18 protein-coding genes are annotated in these 16,628 nt (G+C 54.2%); 14 read left to right on the top strand and 4 right to left on the bottom strand.

The features are described 5' to 3' along the window. Window positions 1-96: 96 nt before the first annotated feature. From AC58P5_RS05115 to AC58P5_RS05100, 4 genes are all read left to right on the top strand, one after another. Window positions 97-825, top strand: coding sequence for an amino acid ABC transporter ATP-binding protein (locus tag AC58P5_RS05115; RefSeq protein WP_497384994.1), 729 nt, complete (start codon window positions 97-99; stop codon window positions 823-825). A 60-nt stretch (window positions 826-885) separates the two neighbouring features. Beyond that, window positions 886-1,749, top strand: a complete 864-nt coding sequence (locus tag AC58P5_RS05110; RefSeq protein WP_497384993.1) for a transporter substrate-binding domain-containing protein — start codon at window positions 886-888, stop codon at window positions 1,747-1,749. 62 nt (window positions 1,750-1,811) lie between these two features. Further along, entirely contained in the window at window positions 1,812-2,483 is a 672-nt protein-coding gene (locus tag AC58P5_RS05105; RefSeq protein WP_497384992.1) for an amino acid ABC transporter permease, read from the top strand. Window positions 2,484-2,533: 50 nt separating this feature from the next. After that, complete coding sequence (locus AC58P5_RS05100; protein WP_497384991.1) at window positions 2,534-3,187, top strand: amino acid ABC transporter permease; 654 nt, start codon at window positions 2,534-2,536, stop codon at window positions 3,185-3,187. A gap of 129 nt (window positions 3,188-3,316) precedes the next feature. Here AC58P5_RS05100 and AC58P5_RS05095 read toward each other — a convergent pair whose 3' ends face one another. After that, on the bottom strand, window positions 3,317-4,489 hold the full coding sequence (locus tag AC58P5_RS05095) for a M20 family metallopeptidase (RefSeq protein ID WP_497384989.1): 1,173 nt from the start codon (window positions 4,487-4,489) through the stop codon (window positions 3,317-3,319). 222 nt (window positions 4,490-4,711) lie between these two features. Between AC58P5_RS05095 and AC58P5_RS05090 the strand changes: the two genes are divergently transcribed. Both AC58P5_RS05090 and AC58P5_RS05085 read left to right on the top strand, forming a co-directional pair. Further along, window positions 4,712-5,023, top strand: a complete 312-nt coding sequence (locus tag AC58P5_RS05090; protein ID WP_497384988.1) for a hypothetical protein — start codon at window positions 4,712-4,714, stop codon at window positions 5,021-5,023. Between the two features lie 70 nt (window positions 5,024-5,093). Next, the gene (locus AC58P5_RS05085) at window positions 5,094-5,747 is read left to right on the top strand and encodes a GDSL-type esterase/lipase family protein (protein WP_497384986.1); all 654 of its coding nucleotides are present in this window, start codon (window positions 5,094-5,096) and stop codon (window positions 5,745-5,747) included. Between the two features lie 39 nt (window positions 5,748-5,786). On the opposite strand, the gene trhA is transcribed toward AC58P5_RS05085, so the two are convergent. Further along, entirely contained in the window at window positions 5,787-6,422 is a 636-nt protein-coding gene (gene trhA, locus AC58P5_RS05080; RefSeq protein WP_497384985.1) for a PAQR family membrane homeostasis protein TrhA, read from the bottom strand. Window positions 6,423-6,748: 326 nt separating this feature from the next. On the opposite strand from trhA, the gene AC58P5_RS05075 reads away from it, so the two are divergent. The 5 genes from AC58P5_RS05075 (at window position 6,749) to AC58P5_RS05055 (ending at window position 10,875) form a co-directional block, all read left to right on the top strand. Continuing rightward, the gene (locus AC58P5_RS05075; RefSeq protein WP_497384984.1) at window positions 6,749-7,564 is read left to right on the top strand and encodes a transporter substrate-binding domain-containing protein; all 816 of its coding nucleotides are present in this window, start codon (window positions 6,749-6,751) and stop codon (window positions 7,562-7,564) included. A 146-nt stretch (window positions 7,565-7,710) separates the two neighbouring features. Next, a complete protein-coding gene (locus AC58P5_RS05070; protein WP_497384983.1) occupies window positions 7,711-8,400 on the top strand; it encodes an amino acid ABC transporter permease in 690 nt (229 codons plus the stop codon). Next, window positions 8,393-9,115: an amino acid ABC transporter ATP-binding protein gene (locus tag AC58P5_RS05065; RefSeq protein ID WP_497384981.1), complete on the top strand. Its 723-nt coding sequence runs from the start codon at window positions 8,393-8,395 to the stop codon at window positions 9,113-9,115. Before AC58P5_RS05070 ends, AC58P5_RS05065 begins: the two co-directional genes overlap by 8 nt. 47 nt (window positions 9,116-9,162) lie before the next feature. Beyond that, a complete protein-coding gene (locus tag AC58P5_RS05060) occupies window positions 9,163-10,011 on the top strand; it encodes a DegV family protein (RefSeq protein ID WP_497384980.1) in 849 nt (282 codons plus the stop codon). A gap of 15 nt (window positions 10,012-10,026) precedes the next feature. After that, window positions 10,027-10,875 carry a DegV family protein gene (locus tag AC58P5_RS05055; RefSeq protein ID WP_497384979.1) on the top strand — a complete coding sequence of 283 codons (849 nt, stop codon included), beginning with the start codon at window positions 10,027-10,029 and terminating at the stop codon, window positions 10,873-10,875. Window positions 10,876-11,027: 152 nt separating this feature from the next. Here AC58P5_RS05055 and AC58P5_RS05050 read toward each other — a convergent pair whose 3' ends face one another. Continuing rightward, window positions 11,028-13,220 (bottom strand): HelD family protein, encoded by a 2,193-nt coding sequence (locus tag AC58P5_RS05050; RefSeq protein ID WP_497384978.1) that lies wholly within the window; start codon window positions 13,218-13,220, stop codon window positions 11,028-11,030. Window positions 13,221-13,478: 258 nt separating this feature from the next. On the opposite strand from AC58P5_RS05050, the gene AC58P5_RS05045 reads away from it, so the two are divergent. Then, window positions 13,479-14,039: an MOSC domain-containing protein gene (locus tag AC58P5_RS05045; protein ID WP_497384976.1), complete on the top strand. Its 561-nt coding sequence runs from the start codon at window positions 13,479-13,481 to the stop codon at window positions 14,037-14,039. Between the two features lie 34 nt (window positions 14,040-14,073). After that, complete coding sequence (locus AC58P5_RS05040) at window positions 14,074-14,577, top strand: metallophosphoesterase family protein (protein ID WP_497384975.1); 504 nt, start codon at window positions 14,074-14,076, stop codon at window positions 14,575-14,577. A 220-nt stretch (window positions 14,578-14,797) separates the two neighbouring features. Here the strand turns inward: AC58P5_RS05040 and AC58P5_RS05035 are convergent, their stop codons facing one another. Further along, window positions 14,798-15,112, bottom strand: coding sequence for a hypothetical protein (locus tag AC58P5_RS05035; RefSeq protein ID WP_497384974.1), 315 nt, complete (start codon window positions 15,110-15,112; stop codon window positions 14,798-14,800). Window positions 15,113-15,582: 470 nt separating this feature from the next. Between AC58P5_RS05035 and AC58P5_RS05030 the strand changes: the two genes are divergently transcribed. Then, on the top strand, window positions 15,583-16,626 hold the full coding sequence (locus AC58P5_RS05030) for a LacI family DNA-binding transcriptional regulator (RefSeq protein WP_497384972.1): 1,044 nt from the start codon (window positions 15,583-15,585) through the stop codon (window positions 16,624-16,626). The last annotated feature ends 2 nt before the right edge of the window (window positions 16,627-16,628 follow it).

The raw sequence follows: 16,628 nt of genomic DNA, 5'->3' as shown, positions 1-16,628 counted from the left end.
GCAAACTACCCATATAAACATAGCGGGTACTGTTAGGCGTTCCTGCGGGTTTATACCTGATAAGATGGACGCCATGCTGACAAAGAGGGGGATGCCATGATTAATTTTACCAATGTCAACAAGTATTATGGATCATTTCACGTGCTTCAGGACATCAACCTCGAAGTGAAAAAAGGCGAAGTCGTCGTCGTAATCGGTCCTTCGGGATCGGGGAAAAGCACGATGCTGCGCTGCATCAACCGGCTGGAAAAGATCCGGCAGGGGGAGCTGACGGTGGAAGGCGTTCGGGTGAACGACAAGAAAACCGATATCAACAAGCTCCGGCGGGAAATCGGAATGGTTTTCCAGCATTTCAATCTGTATCCTCACAAAAAAGTCATCGACAACATCACGCTGGCTCCCGTCAAGGTGCTGGGGCTCTCGAAAGCGGAAGCGGAGAAGCGCGCGATGGTTTATTTGGAAAAGGTAGGAATTCCCGATAAAGCGCAATCTTTTCCATCTCAGCTTTCAGGCGGACAGCAGCAGCGCGTAGCGATAGCCCGAGGGCTTGCCATGGAGCCGAACATCATGCTGTTCGATGAGCCGACTTCCGCGCTCGACCCCGAGATGATCGGAGAAGTTCTCGACGTTATGAAAACGCTGGCGAAGGAAGGAATGACGATGGTCGTCGTGACCCATGAAATGGGCTTTGCCCGTGAAGTGGCGGACAGGGTCGTTTTTATGGACCAGGGACAAATCGTTGAGGAAGCGCTTCCGAAACAATTTTTCGAGAATCCGCGGGAAGAACGGGCCAAATTGTTCTTGAGCCGCCTGCTTGCGCATTAACTGAGTAAGGGAGATACGGTTTAATCCAATACAGAAGCGGAAAAAGGAAGGGGTCTACTTATGAAAGTTTGGAAGCCTTTTAAAATCGGCATGTTTCTGCTTACGTTTATTCTGGTGCTCGGCGCCTGCGGCAAAGCGAAAGATTCGGGCGGATCGACAGGAGGATCGACTCCGGGCGGCTCCGCCGCGCCGACGACGGATACGAAAACGCTCGATGCGATCAAGCAGCGCGGCAAATTCGTGGTCGGCGTCAAATTCGATACAAACCTGTTCGGGTTGAAAGATCCGGGAACGGGTCAGGTCAACGGCTTCGATATCGACATCGCCAAAGCCATCGCCAAAAAGCTGCTCGGTGATGAAACGAAAGTCGAACTGAAAGAAGTGACTTCCAAGACTCGGATTCCGATGCTCCAAAAAGGAGATATCGACGCCATTATCGCGACGATGACGATTTCGGATGAGCGTAAGAAAGAAGTGGACTTCACGGACGTCTATTTCAAAGCGGGCCAATCCCTGCTCGTCAAAAAAGGCAGCGACATCAAGTCGATCGACGACGTCGTGAAGAAGAAGGGCGTTAAAGTCCTGTCCGTAAAAGGCTCCACTTCCGCGAAAAACATCCGTGCCAAAGCTCCGGACGCGCAGGTGCTGGAATTTGAAAACTACCAGGAAGCGTTCACGGCTCTCAAATCCGGCAAAGGGGAAGCTTTGACGACGGATAACGCCATTCTCTACGGAATGACGAAGCAGGACCCGGGCTATGAAGTCGTAGGCGGCACGTTCACGGATGAGCCCTACGGCATCGCGGTCCGCAAAGGCGACGCCGAATTCACGAAGGCGGTTAACGACGTTCTGAAAGAACTGAAGGACAGCGGCGAATACGCGAAAATTTACGAGAAATGGATCGGCGAGAAACCGGCCGAGTAAAACGGAGCGGGATAGGCGGCCGGCGGCCGCTTGTCCCGTTTCTTCCGGGTTAACGTTAACAGATGGAACAGATCGGGGTGCTGCCGGTGGATGTAAGCGTAATTACAGAGAATTGGGACAGATATATCGAAGGATTCGGCAATACCGTGATGGTCAGTCTTCTCTCGCTCGTGCTCAGCTTCCTGCTCGGGACGCTGGTGGCCGTCCTGCGGATCTCGCCTTTTAAAGCGCTGCGGGCGATCAGCGGGGTATATGTGGAATTCGTGCGGAACATTCCGCTGCTGCTGATTATTTTCTTCTTTTATTACGGATCGTCCGAATTCGGTCTTTCCCTGGACGGGTTTACCGCGGGAACAATCGGATTGACCATTTACACGTCCGCGTTTATTGCGGAAGCGATCCGGGCGGGCATTCTGGCCGTTCCCGCTGGTCAGTCGGAGGCGGCTCGTTCCTCGGGTCTTACCTACGCACAGACGATGATTCACGTCGTTCTTCCCCAGGCGATTAAGATTGTAATCCCGCCTCTGGGCAACCAGTTTCTGAACTTGATCAAGAACTCTTCCATTCTCGGGGTTATCGCCGGGATGGATCTCATGTATTTCGGGGATCTGATCAATTCCGATACGCTCGATACGTTTAATGTGTATATCGGGGTCGCGCTTTTCTATCTGGTGCTCACGATACCGCTGAGTCTGCTGGTTCAGTATCTCGAAAGAAGAATGGCGCGGGCCTAATCGGTTCCGGACGGGACAAGATCCGGTGAATGTCAAAGTGGGGTGTCGGAATGGATTTCTCAGGTGCTTACAGCGCGGATAATCTGATGTTTTTACTCGAAGGTTTTCTCGGTACGCTTGAAATGGCGGTTATCGCTATCGTACTCAGTTTTATTATCGGCAGCTTAATCGGTGTGATCCGGTATGCCAAAATCCCGGTACTGAGCCAGATTATGATGATTCTGGTCGAAGTTGTCCGGAATTTGCCGCTGCTGCTCATCATTTTCTTTGTGTACTTTGCCGTACCGGAAGTAACGGACATAAAAATGAGCATTCTGACTTCGGCCATCATATCCCTGACGATATTCGAATCGGCCATGATCGCGGAAATCATCCGTGCGGGGTTAAATTCGATTGATAAAGGCCAGATCGAAGCCAGCCGTTCTTCGGGGCTTTCTTACGTACAGACGCTATGGCACATTGTGTTTCCTCAAGCGGTTCGCAGGATGGTCCCTCCGATCGTCAGCCAATTTATTTCGCTGCTTAAGGATACATCGCTTACGGTCATTATTGCCGCGCCGGAACTGATGCATAATGCGCAGATCATCAACGGGCAAAAGCAGCAGTACGTGGTGCCGATCTTCCTGCTCGCCGCGTTGATGTACTTCGTCGTCAACTACTGCATCTCCCTGTTCGCTCAGCGCTTCGAGCTGAAAAGGACGTAACGCGAAGGCTGTCACGTCCTTCTGTCTCGCGCAGTTCCGGCTCCGGCCGGACAACAAAGAACCCGCTGTACCGGTCCCGGACCGGTTTACAGCGGGTTTTTATATGCCAGGCGGAGGAGAAGCGGCAGCTTAACGCGCCAAACGTGTGCGTTCGAATTCGGCCTTGATCTCGGCGAGCAGCGCCGGGTCCGTGATGACGTCATAGGCGGTGGCCGCCAGCATCTTGGCGGCCAGAATCATGCCGTCCAGCGCCCGCTGATGCATCGCGAGATCGCGGAATTCCGGCGTGTGGAGCAGGTGCTTCTCTTCAATGACCTTCATATACGGATGAATCGTCGGGCAGTGAAGAGAAACGTTCCCCAGATCAAGGGAGCCGTGGTCCTTGCCGGTCTGGATCATGTCTTCGGTAATGCCCGCCGAAGACAGGTTGCGGTTGAACACCGCCGACAGCGTCTCGTTCGTGTTCAGTTCGTCATACGAGTACTCGTAGTTGGAGGTGGTGAGGGTGCAGCCGGTCTGCAGAGCGGCCCCTTCCGCGCATTTCAGCACCTTCGCCACGACTTCGTCCGTGTATGCGCGGGAAGAGGAGCGGACATAGAACTGGGCGACGGCATAGTCGGGAATAATGTTCGCGGCCTGGCCGCCCTCCGTGATAATCCCGTGAATGCGCACATCGCTGCGGAGCTGCTGGCGCAGCGCATTGATGGAGTTGAACAGCATGAGCACGGCGTCCAGAGCATTCACGCCCTCGTAAGGGGAAGCGGCGGCGTGCGCCGCCTTGCCGAAATACTCGAACTGGATGGCATCTAGAGCCAGCGATTCGCCTGAGCGCTCATAGGTATAATAAGGATGCGCCATCAGCGCGAAGTCCACGTCATCGAACAGCCCCGCGGCCGCCATGGGCACTTTCGCGCCTTTGGTTTCCTCGGCGGGCGTTCCGTAGACGCGGATGACGCCGCCCGTCTCGTCGATGACGGATTTAAGCCCGACGGCCGCGCCGATGCTCATCATGCAGATGAGATGGTGTCCGCAGGCGTGGCCCAGCTCGGGAAGAGCGTCGTATTCCGCCAGGAAGGCGACAGTCGGTCCCGGCTTGCCCGAGTCGTACACGCCCAGGAAAGCGGTCGGAATGTCGAGCACGGCCCGTTCAACCGTGAAATCGTGCCGTTCCAGTTCTTCGATCAGCCGGGCACAGGCGAGAAATTCTTCATGGCCGAGCTCGGGATTTTGCCCGATATAAGTTGAAATCGCTTGAAATTCCGGCGTGTGGAAATCGATGGTGTTAAAGATACGTTCCTTCATGGGAATTCTCCTTATGTAAGTGATAGGGGCGATGCCCCGTCGTTATCTTTCGGATGTAAGTCCATTGTAATACAAACTCGGACCCGCTACCACTTCCGGCTCCTTTGCGTTACAATAAAGCACGGAAAGCGCAAAGTCCCCAATTGCTGCAATTTACGCGACATACCGAAGGAAAGATTCCATTCAGCGAAGGTGTTTACATAGCCCAGGAGGAGGATATTTATGAATAAATACGGATCGGATAACTGGCAGGATCACCGCTTTACGCTGGCCTGCAAAGAAGTCGAGCGCCGAGGACAGTGGCTGGACATTCATTTGGCGCTTCACCCGGAAGAAGGCGAGACCTTGCCCGAAGAGCTGCACGATCCCAGCGTGTACGTCATCTGCGATCTTAGAGGAGCGATTGTCCAGATCATCCTGCTGGATGAAGGGTGCGATTGCGAATACCAGTTCACCCCGGGCGAGAAGGAGAAAATTGCCCGTTTTCTCGAAGAGCACTGCTCGGCGGAAATGCATTCTCTCCTATTGCGTTAGAAAAGGTGAGACCGGGAGGCCGGCTCCGGAATATACTGTCTTACAGACGTAAGCGACAGGAGGGGCCGTCATGGGAAAAGCACTACGCTACATCGCGTTCGGAGATTCGCTGACCGTCGGTACGGGCGATCCGACGCGTGAAGGTTTCACCGCAAGATACCGCGGCATGGCAGAAGCGGCGCTGGGACGCAGCGTACGCCTGCGCAATGCCGGTACGAACGGCGCCACGTCGGGAGAGCTGCTGCAGTACTTGCGCAACGAGGGCGATTTGCGGCGGGGGCTGGCGACCGCCGATATCGTGACGATTACGGCCGGAGGGAACGATCTCATCCGCTCGGCCATGCCGTATCTGAACAGCCGCGATACGGGCGTGCTGAAGCGCAGCCTGCGTACGTTCGGGGGAAACCTGAGCCAGATCGTGCGCTACACCCAGCTTCCGACGCCGGACGGCAAGTCGCCGCTCGTGATTCTCGTCGGATTGTACAATCCGATTTCCATGCTGCCGGAGGCGGAGTTCTGGATCAAGCGCTTCAACCAGCAGATGGTCCGGCTCGGGTCGCGTACGGTCCGGTACGTGGATGTGTATCCGGCTTTCAAGGGAGCGGAGAGCCGTCTGATTTCCGACGATCTTTTTCATCCGAATGCGGAAGGCTACAAGCGGATAGCGGAATGCATCGCCCAAAGCGTCCCGCTCACTTCCCTTGCCGGAGGCGGCAGGCATTAAAAAAAACAGTGAAGCGGCTGCCTCACTGTTTTTTTCGGTTTACGCGGGGACGGGCAGAACATGCATCACGGCGAAGAAGTGGCAGACGCTGCCTCCGATGACGAACGAATGCCAGATCGCGTGGTGGTAGGGAATGCGCCGCCACAGGTAGAACACCGTTCCGACCGTGTAGAGCAGTCCGCCCGCGACGAGCCAGATGATGCCGTTTGCCGACAAATGCTCGGCCAGGGGCTTAATGGCCAGTACGATCAGCCAGCCCATGCCGATGTAACAGACCGTCGAAAGGACGATAAACCTTTTGACGAAGAAGATCTTCAGAACGATTCCGAGAAGGGCAAGCCCCCAGACGATGCCGAGCAGGGTCCATCCAAACACACCCCGCAGCGTAACGAGCATAAAGGGGGTGTAGGAGCCGGCAATCAGCACGTAGATAGCGGAGTGGTCCATGATTTCGAAAATGTCCTTCAGCTTCCCTCCCGGAGCGCTGTGAACGAGCGTGGAACACAGATAAAGCAGAATCAGGGAAATGCCGAAAATGCTGAAGCTGACGATATGCCAGGTGTTTCCGTACGTGGTGGCCTGCATGACGAGAAGAACCAGAGCGGCAATGCTCAGCAGGGTGCCGATTCCATGCGAAACGGCGTTCGCGACTTCTTCGCGCGGTGAATATTCCATAGATATTACCTCCAAGCTATCCGGGACCGGATGCCCAATTTACTGGCTAATGACTACTTAGACGCGTTTCCTCGACAAAACCCTTCAACGGTTTTTACCCGTTTTTGTTCCTATTTATATGGAACTTTTAGCCAAAGGGCCTTTAAAGGTACGTCCAAAGGCTCAAAACCTGCATAAATATACAGGTTTGAGGCCCTATATACGCTTTAAAAAGCATTTTCATAAAGCATCTTGCATAAAAGAGGCGATTTCGTTATACTAAATCATGTTCTTTTTTCGAATTGACCCTGCGTTAATAAACTACTTTCCATAAAGGAGCACTTGCCATGAAAAAATGGGGACTGACACTTATTGCCCTTGTACTGACTATGAGCCTCATAGCTGCATGCGGCAAAAAAACCGAAGCACCGAAAGATGCAGCCGGCGGCGCCCAAACAACAGCACCTGCCAAGAAGCTTATCCTGGGTACGAGCGCGGATTATCCGCCGTATGAATTCCACAAATCGACGAACGGCAAAGACGAAATCATCGGCTTCGACATCATGATCGCGAAAGAAATCGCGAAAGACATGGGAGCCGAGCTGGAAATCAAAGACATGAAGTTCGACGGTTTGCTTCCGGCGCTTCAATCCGGCAACGTGGATATGATCCTTTCCGGAATGACGCCTACCGAAGAGCGCAAGAAGAACGTTGATTTCTCCAAAACGTATTACACCGCGAAGCAGATGATCGTTGTCCGCGCGGAAGACAAAGACAAGTACAAGACGATGGAAAGCCTGACCGGCAAGCGGATCGTCGTTCAGAAAGCTTCCATTCAAGAGACGGTAGCCAAAGAACAAATCAAGGACGCCAAAATCAAAACGCTAAGCAAAATTACCGACATCGTGCTTGAGCTGAAAAACAAGAATGCCGACGCCGCGATTATCGAGCTTCCGGTTGCGACTTCCCACGTAAGCCGCGACAAGAGCATTGTGATTGCCGAAGCGACTCCGACGGTTGAAGAAGCGGGTTCCGCGGTTGCTTTCAAAAAAGGCAGCCAGGACAAGATCGACCTGGTGAACAAGACCATCGACCGCCTGATCGCAGAGAAGAAGATCGAGCAGTTCGTAACCGAAGCCTCCAGCCAGGTGGAAGCCGAGTAAGCGCAAGGTTGTCGGACCGGTAACTGCAATAAATGTGAGATAGCGGAGAACCCTCCGCTATTTTCTTTTTTCAGGGATGGTCACAAGGTGGTTAGTAATTGTATAATTAGCGGTGTCCATCCGCATTTAAGGAGGAGTAACAGCCCATGAATTTTTCATTTTTAAACGAATACGGGCATTATTTTGTGGACGGAACGAAGGTCACGCTTCTTCTGTCCGTGATTACTGTCGTTTTAGGCGCGATTTTCGGAACAGGGATGAGCCTGCTCCGTTTGTCCGGTGTTTGGCCGCTCCGGTGGCTGGCTACGGCTTATATCGAGTTTTTCCGGGGAACACCGATCATTATTCAAATTTTCCTCGTGTATTACGCACTGCCGCAGTTTATTCCGGACTTTCATTTCCCTCCGTTTCCGTTTCTGGAAGAGTACGGCGGAGAATTTACCGCAGCCGTCATTACGCTCGGACTCAACAGCACGGCCTATGTGGCTGAAATTATGCGCGCGGGCATCCAGTCCGTGGACAAAGGACAGATGGAAGCGGCCCGTTCCCTCGGGATGAAGCCGTGGATGGCGATGCGTCTCGTCATAATTCCGCAGGCGTTCCGCACCGTACTTCCGGCGCTCGGAAACGAGCTGGTCGTCGTTATCAAGGAAACCTCGATCGTTTCGGTCATCGGCCTCAACGAACTGATGTTCAATGCGGACACGGTCAAAGGAAGCCTGTTGCTTTCGTTCGAACCGCTGATCATCGCCGCTTTTATTTATCTGGTTATCACCCTGACGCTGTCCAAGCTCGTCGGACTGCTCGAAAGGAGGCTGGCGAAGTCGAATGCTTAACATTACGAACCTTCATAAACATTTCGGGAAATTAAACGTGCTGAACGGAATCGATATCGAAATTCAAAAAGGCGAGGTCGTCGTGGTCATCGGGCCTTCCGGCTCGGGCAAAAGCACGTTCCTGCGCTGTATCAACCTGCTGGAAGTGCCGACCGACGGCGAGATCCTTTTCGAGGGAATTTCCATAACGAACAAGAAGACGGATATCAATTCCGTCCGGCAAAAGATGGGCATGGTGTTCCAGCAGTTCAACCTGTTCCCCCACCTGTCGGTCAAAGACAACATTACGCTTGCTCCGCGCAAGCTGAAAAAAATGTCGGTGAGCCAGGCGAATGAAACCGCGGCCGATTTGCTCCGTAAAGTAGGATTGGCGGAAAAAGCCGACGCTTATCCGGCCCAACTGTCCGGAGGACAGAAACAGCGGATCGCGATCGCACGCGCGCTGGCGATGTCCCCCGACGTCATGCTGTTCGACGAGCCCACCTCCGCGCTCGATCCCGAGATGGTCGGCGAGGTGCTCGATGTCATGAAAAAGCTGGCGAAAGACGGCATGACCATGGTCGTCGTTACGCATGAAATGGGATTTGCCCGCGAAGTAGGCGACCGCGTCGTCTTCATGGACGGGGGCGTCATCGTCGAACAGGGCAGGCCGGAAGAAGTGTTCTCGAACCCGCAGCATGCCCGGACGAAGGAATTCCTGGGTAAGGTGCTGTAAGCGAGATAGAACGTGAAATTGTTACTGCAGAGCAGGGAGGAAGTCTCGTGGCGCCGATTAAAATTTTTACGGACAGTACGAACGATTTAAATCCGCACTATTTGAAGGAAAACGAAATTGGCGTCGTTCCCCTTTATGTTGTCTTCGGCGACGACTCGTACCGGGACGGGGTGGACATTACACCGGAGGTCCTGTACCGGAAAGTCGAGCAGTCGGGCAAGCTGCCCAAGACGGCGGCTCCGTCTCCGGCCGATTTCGAGAAAGCGTTCCGGCCTCATATCGAACAGGGCTGCGATATCGTCTATATCGGCCTTTCTTCCGAAGTCTCTTCGACTTATCAGAATGCCGTATTAACGTCCGATCTCTTTCCCGAAGGACGGGTAACCGTCATCGATTCCCGCAACCTGGCTACCGGCATCGGCATTCTGATCTGCAAAGCCGTGGAAGCGGCCAAGCAGGGACGCAGTGCGGCGGAGATCGAAGCCATGGTAAAATCGTTCATTCCTAAGGTGAGTACGGAATTCATTATCGATACGCTGGATTATTTGCATAAAGGCGGCCGCTGTACGAGTGTACAGGCTTTTTTCGGGAGCCTGCTGAAAATCCGCCCGGTCGTTCAGGTTAAGGACGGTTCCATGATTCTAACTTCCAAAGTGCGTGGTAAGAGGGAGAAAGCGTTGGAACAGCTGGTGGACAACGCGCTGGCCTTCAAGCACGAGATGGACCCGGATGTCCTGTTCGTTACGCATTCCATGGCGCAGGAGGAAGCGGAGCTTGTACGTGCCCGTCTTCTGCAGGAAACGGGCGTCAAACGAATTGAGATTACGGAAACCGGATGCGTCGTTTCCAGTCACTGCGGTCCTCAGACAGTGGGCATCGTATTTATTAAATCTTAGAAATGAGGGTACTTCTTGACGATCAAGATTATTACGGATGGAACTTCCGATTTGCCTCAGGAGCTGGCCCGGGAATTAGACATCACAGTCGTTCCCCTGCTCGTCCGTTTCGGCGATAAGGAAATGACTTCAGACATGAGCAGAACATTATTCTATGAGCTGATGAGGCAGGAGCCCAAGCTTCCTCAGACGTCGAGTCCCGCCCCGCATACTTTTATGGAAGAGTACCGCAAGGCTTCACAAAGTGACATTCTGGTAGTCTCTGTTTCGTCTAATCTCAGTAGTACCTATCATCATGCCCTCATGGCGAGGGAACAACTTATGGAGGACGGCTATACAGGCCGGATCGAAGTGCTGGATTCCCGCACGGCTTCTCTGGGTCAGGGTCTTCTTGCCGTAAAAGCGGCCAAGTTCGCGAAAGAAGGCATGCCCTTCGAAGAGCTGACAGGCCGGATGAAGGAAGAAATCAAAAGCCATCATACGTATTTTTTCCTGGACACGCTTGAAAATGTCATAAAAGGAGGCCGCCTCGACCGCGTCCGCGGTGCGGTGGCGTCCGTACTGAACATCAAGCAGATCATGAAAGCGAGCGAAGAAGGCACTCTGGAGCCTTTCGAGAAAGTGCGCGGGACCCAGAATGCGATCAAGCGTCTGATCGAACGGGTAAGCGAGAAGGTGAGCGAAACCCGGCACGATCTGGAGCGGTGCATCCTCGGCATTGCGCACAGCAACTGCGAGGACCGCGCCCGGGACGTGAGAGATCAGCTGCTTCGGCTGTTCCCGTTCGGGCAGGTCGTCATCACCGAGATGGGACCGGTCATCGGCACCTACGCGGGAGAGGGCGGCATCCTTATCAGCTGCTAACAGCTGCTGACAGCCGCTCCCGGCTGATGGTGAAAGCTGTTTGCGCCGGCTGACCAGTGCGGTGCACATACAGGCATGAACATACAAAAGGCTGTTTACAGGTCCGCCGGACCGGTAACAGCCTTTTTTTTGCGCTCGCATGCGTGGATGTGTTATTCCGCCCGCCGATCCGCGCTGTCTTCCCCGGGAAGCTCCCGGGTTACAATCTCGGGATCGTCGACGCTGACGAGCGGGGAAGGCTCGCCGTCGTAGAGCACCCACAAATCGTGCAGGGCGCGGGTACAGCCGACGTAGAGCAGCTTGGCGTCCTGAGCGTCGGCGCCGTAATGGGCGGGGTCGGCATCCGTCAGAATGGCGGCGTCGAACTCGAGCCCTTTGGTCAGGTAGACGGGCACGACCGATACTCCGCCGGCGTACTGCTTCTGGTCCGCCGTGATTCTGCTCGCCGCAAGCCCCAGCTCTCCGAGCTGGGCGTGAAGCCGCACGGCGTCTTCCTCGGTGCGTGTAATCACCGCCACCGTATCGTAGTTCCGGCGGAGAAGCCGCTCAACCGCTTCGCGGAGGAAGGCGCTCTCCCGTTCCTTCTCTACCCGAAGCACCTTGACCCGTTCGCCGGACCGGAATACGGGAACGGCCAGGAGACCGGCTCCGACTCCGGTAGAGAGGACGTGGTTCGCGAAACGGATAATTTCCATCGTCGAGCGGTAGCTTCGCTCCAGTTCGAAATAAGCGGTTTCGCCTTCCCCGAAGAGCGACGTGACTTCGGCCCAGTCCTGCGTTCCCCGGTAGGCATGAATTCCCTGGGACAGATCGCCCAGTATCGTGAAGGAATGCTGCCGGGTGTACTGGTCGAGCACGGCAATCTGGAACGGCGAAGCGTCCTGCGCTTCGTCGATGACCACGTGGTCGAACCGCTCCGAGCCTTCGATGCCGTGCAGGGAGGCATGGATAAAGACGAGCGCCGGGAGATCCTCGTGGCGCACCTTCTTGCGGCGGAAGGAGGCCAGCGTATCCTTCGCCACGGCTTCGGGAATCCGGCCGCGCAGTTCTTCCGTCATCCAGAGAGCCCCGGCTTTGGGATCGAACACGGCTTTATAGAACGACAGCGCATCAAGCTCCGGCCAGCCTTTCAGGTAGGCTTTCAGCCGCTGGGTCGATTTGGTTTTCCGTTCTTTTTTCTGCTTGGCGTCCCAGACTTTGTCCAGTTCCATCGTTATCCAGCGTTTGATTCGGGCGACGACCCGCTCTCTGCGCTTGGCGGGAGGGAGATGTTTGTATTCTTCGTTATACCAGACGCCGATCGTATCGCCCCGGAGCGTTTTTCCGTCCCAAGGGTGAAAAGGTTCCTGCGGAAGACAGGTCCGTGCGTAGCCGTCAAAGCAGCTCTCCAGGAAGTCCCGGAAGGCGACGGAGCCTTTCCAGCGGCCGGATACTTGGTCGTTTAACGGCGGACGCTTGGAGCCGAGGGCAAACCAGACGGCACTTTCGTCGGCGGGATTCTCCAGCGGGAAAGGAAGTCGCGTCAGCTCTATGGCCCAATCCGCAAACGTACTCTGCCGGATATGACCGACTCCGAGCTCTGGGAGAACCCCGGATATGTAATCGAGAAACATGGAGTTCGGTGCGAAAATCATCATATTTTCCGCTTTAACCTGGTCGCGGTATTGATAGAGCAGAAAAGCGAGACGGTGGAGAGCGACGGTCGTCTTTCCGCTTCCGGCGACGCCTTGAATAATAAGAGCCGCGTTCTTGGCCGAACGGATAATCTTGTCCTGCTCCGCCTGAATCGTGGAAACGATATCGCGCAGCTTGTTGTCTTTGTTCTCGCCGAGGCGATACAGCAAAAACTCGTCTCCGCCCGCTCCGGACAGAAGGTCGCTTTCCCGGTCGTAGGTGTCCACGACCCGCTGGAGAATCTGCTTGCGGATGACCAGGTTTCTTTTTAAATACACCAGACCTTCCACAAGACCGTCGGGAGATTCGTACGCGGCTTTCTCGTCTCCGCCCGTGTAGGAATAGAACATGCTGGCTACCGGCGCCCGCCAGTCAATGACATGAGGTTCTCCGCCGTTCTCGTCGTCGACGCCGAACTTGCCGATGTATAAAGCGGACTTTCCGGCAGCGTTTTCAGGCTGAAAGTCGAGCCGGCCGAAATAAGGTTCGTCCGAAGCCAGAGCAAGAGACTGGCGGCTGCTTTCGCGCAAGGCTTCAAGTGCCTGTTCCGTGAAATCCTGTCCACGGTATACGGGAACGGCCTGCAGCTCCGCCAGTCTCCGGTTGACGTCCGCGAGGATGGCGTCCAGCCGGTTTTGTTCTTCTTGATAGGCACTTTGATTCTTATCCAAGATCAGTTACCCCCTAAGATCAGATTTTGAGCATGAAGAAATAACATATCATAAACGGCAAACAATGGCAACAACGCCCGGCATGGCGGATAGGATCCGCACCGTATAAGCTGGAGGGAAAGAAAAGCACTAAGCCGGAAGCGGCAAGCTCTAAGTTTCTGGCAAGATCATCCTTGTGATATAATGACTGCATATATTCAGGGAACCGGATTTGTTATGAAGTGCGAGTTCTCATAATCGAACCTGGAGTGAGCTGACATGAAAAAAGGAAACGAACAACAAGCCGTTATGACCGGTCTTCTTATTGCGGACAAGCCCAAAACGTTTATTACGCACCATCTCGATTGGGTGGAGCTGCAGTTCGGGGGATTGGTCGGAGACCGGCATTTCGGAGTGACAAGCAAGGCCGACGTCCGCCAGCCGATGTATCCGCGCGGAACCGAGATCATGAACCGGCGTCAGATCAGCATCGTATCCGAAGAGGAATGCGAAGAGATTGCGGCCGCCCTCGGAATCGAACGGGTTGCCCCCGAGTGGCTGGGAGCGAACATGGCGTTCAAGGGTCTGGATCGTCTGACCGCACTGCCCCGGGGAACGAGAATTTTGTTTCCGAGCGGAGCGGGACTCGTGTGCGAAGGGGAAAACGAACCGTGCGTGCATCCCGGTAAGGTGATTGCCGAGCAAGCGGGGAACCCCAAACTCGCGGGCAAGTTCGTGAAAGCCGCCTGGAACCGCAGGGGAATCGTGGCTTCGGTCGAGAGGCCCGGCATCGTTTCCGCCGGGGACGAGGTAAGGATTCTTTTTCCGGACGAATTGTAAGCCGATACTTCCCGTTTGAAAGGAGCGTTTGCGCATGAAAATAGGAGTATTGTCCGATACGCATATGAGGCCGACGGCAGGTAAACTGCCTGACGCCGTTCTGGAGGGGCTGGCGGGAGTCGATCTCATTCTTCACGCCGGAGACTGGACGAGCCCGGAAATTATCGGATGGGTGGAGAAGATCGCGCCCGTCGAATCTGTTGCGGGGAACAATGACGGCCCGGATATCGTGCGCAGATTCGGATACAGCAAGCTGATCGAGGCCGGCGGGCTCAAAATCGGGCTCGTCCACGGGGATCGCGGCAGGGGAAGGACGACGGAGCAGCGCGCCCTTTTCACTTTTCAGGACGAGCACCCGGATGTGATCGTATTCGGCCATTCGCATATTCCTTACTCGGAGAGGATCGACGGCCTTCTCTTGTTTAATCCGGGCTCCCCTTGGGACAAGCGCTGGCAGCCGCGGTTTTCGTTCGGACTGATCGAGACGGACGGAGAGAAGACCGAGGCGAGACATATTTATTTCGATTCCCGGGAATAGACTTGCTGAGCGTCAAAGACAATAAGGGAACCGGGCATCGCCAACACGGACGGCCGCTGAAAAGGCGGCTGTCTTTTTTTAAAGCTATGTTAAATTCTGATGTTGATATTGACCTTAAGAAGTCCGCCTTGGTGAACAGGCGATTCATTGAACTATCGTTTCCCTCTGGTTTAATTACACCGTTCCACTATTCTTCTTGCGAACTGTTAAAATTGACATCCTATTGTGGTGCCTTATTACGATAAAAATACAATGTAACTACATTTAATAGGAATGTACCGACGAGCAATATTGCCGGAACAGATGCGATAACACTTACTGTATCCAGTAGAGCAGACCAATCCTCAGCCTTTACACGAACATAGAAACTGCAAATCTGAAAAAACAACGAAATAGAACAAGCACTAAAGCTCACAATAGAAAGAACGACCCGATTTTGAGAACGCTGCTTATCATATCTGAATATATGAATAGCCGGAAGAATCCAGGCGATTGCTCCAAACATGAGGCTGCCAAGATTAAGCCAAGCAATCATATCCAATCCCCCTTTTTATATTCATTTTCTTCTTTATTGTTCGACTATCCTGCCCGTTAACCAGACAACAATAAGCACAAATCCGAAGTTTGGTGAAGCCTTTTGAATTCGCATGCGCCCTTCTCAGCCACTATGGTATAACCTCCCATCCAAACAGCTAGGTTTAAGTTAACAGGAACCAGATGTCTTCTCATGGACTGCGAATAGCCTCAACCCTTTAACTACGGTACCTAATACATACGCCTTCCTGCGGCAAATATCAAGTTTAAACTGTAACGAAGCTTTACGAAAAAAGACGAAAGTTTTTAAAATAGTCGCTGCTTAAAAAATGATAAAACGTTTAATCGTTGATCTATCAAAACGATCCGCAGTACAATCATCTCGTAGGAAATAGAAAGAAACAACGTAAGATCTTTTAGGTGTAAAACGATTAATCAATTTTCTGACAAATCGGCCGATTTGGGGGAACGATGAACAAAATAACGATCAAAGACATAGCGGCGGAGGCCGGTGTATCCATCGCGACCGTATCCAACGTAATGAACGGCACCGGGCGAGTCTCCGGTGAAACCGCGAAGAGAGTGCTTCAGGTCATCGACCGTCACGATTACGCGCCTAGCACGGCGGCCCGTTTTCTGAAAGAAAGGCGCTCCCAGCTCATCGGAATTCTGGTGCCGACCGGCGAGAGGGGACGGCTCGAAGACAATCCGTTTTACTGGCAGCTCGTCATGGCCGTCGAAGCGGAAGCGCGGGAAGAACGCCTGCACGTCATCGTATCGGGCGTGACCGAAGAGGACCCGCTCACGTTTGTCCAGGAACGGCAGCTCGACGGTATTATCGCCATCGGGATAACCGGCGATTCGCCGCTCCTGGGCCGCATCGCCCAGCTTGACGTTCCGTGCGTGTATCTGGACTGCTATCTCACCGAAGGGGAGAACCTTCAGGTCGTCAACATGAACGACCGGATGGGCGGTTACCTCGGGACGAAGCATCTGCTTTCGCTCGGGCATGAGCGGATTGCCGTCATTGCGGGCGACATCATCACTTCGGGCGTCTATGAAGAACGCTGGCTCGGCTATACCCGGGCGCTGGAGGAGAGCGGTATCGAAGCGGACCGCGCTTTGCTTGTCGAGACGCCGGTCTCTCTGCTCGGCGGCTATCACAGCGCCCAGCAGGTTTATATGCTCAGCCCGAAAGTCAGCGCCGTATTCGCTTTTTCGGACGTCGCTGCCATCGGACTGATGAAAGGGCTGCAGGAGCTCGGCGTACGCATTCCCGACGATATCTCCGTCATGGGATACGACGATATCGACTACGCGGGCTTTCTGACGCCCTCCCTGACCACGATCCGGCAGGATATCGGCACCAAGGGGAAGACGGCGATACGCCGCATTCTCAGCATGATCCGCGGAAGCGTTCCGGCCGAGTATTCCGTTACGCTGCCCGTCGAACTTAAACGCCGCCAAAGCACTGCCCGGCGTACCCAACCCAACTCCATTCAGAAAGAGGAATAGGC

It is taken from the genome of Paenibacillus sp. JT31N7 (assembly GCF_059692095.1).
This window is presented reverse-complemented; position numbering and strand designations above follow the sequence as displayed.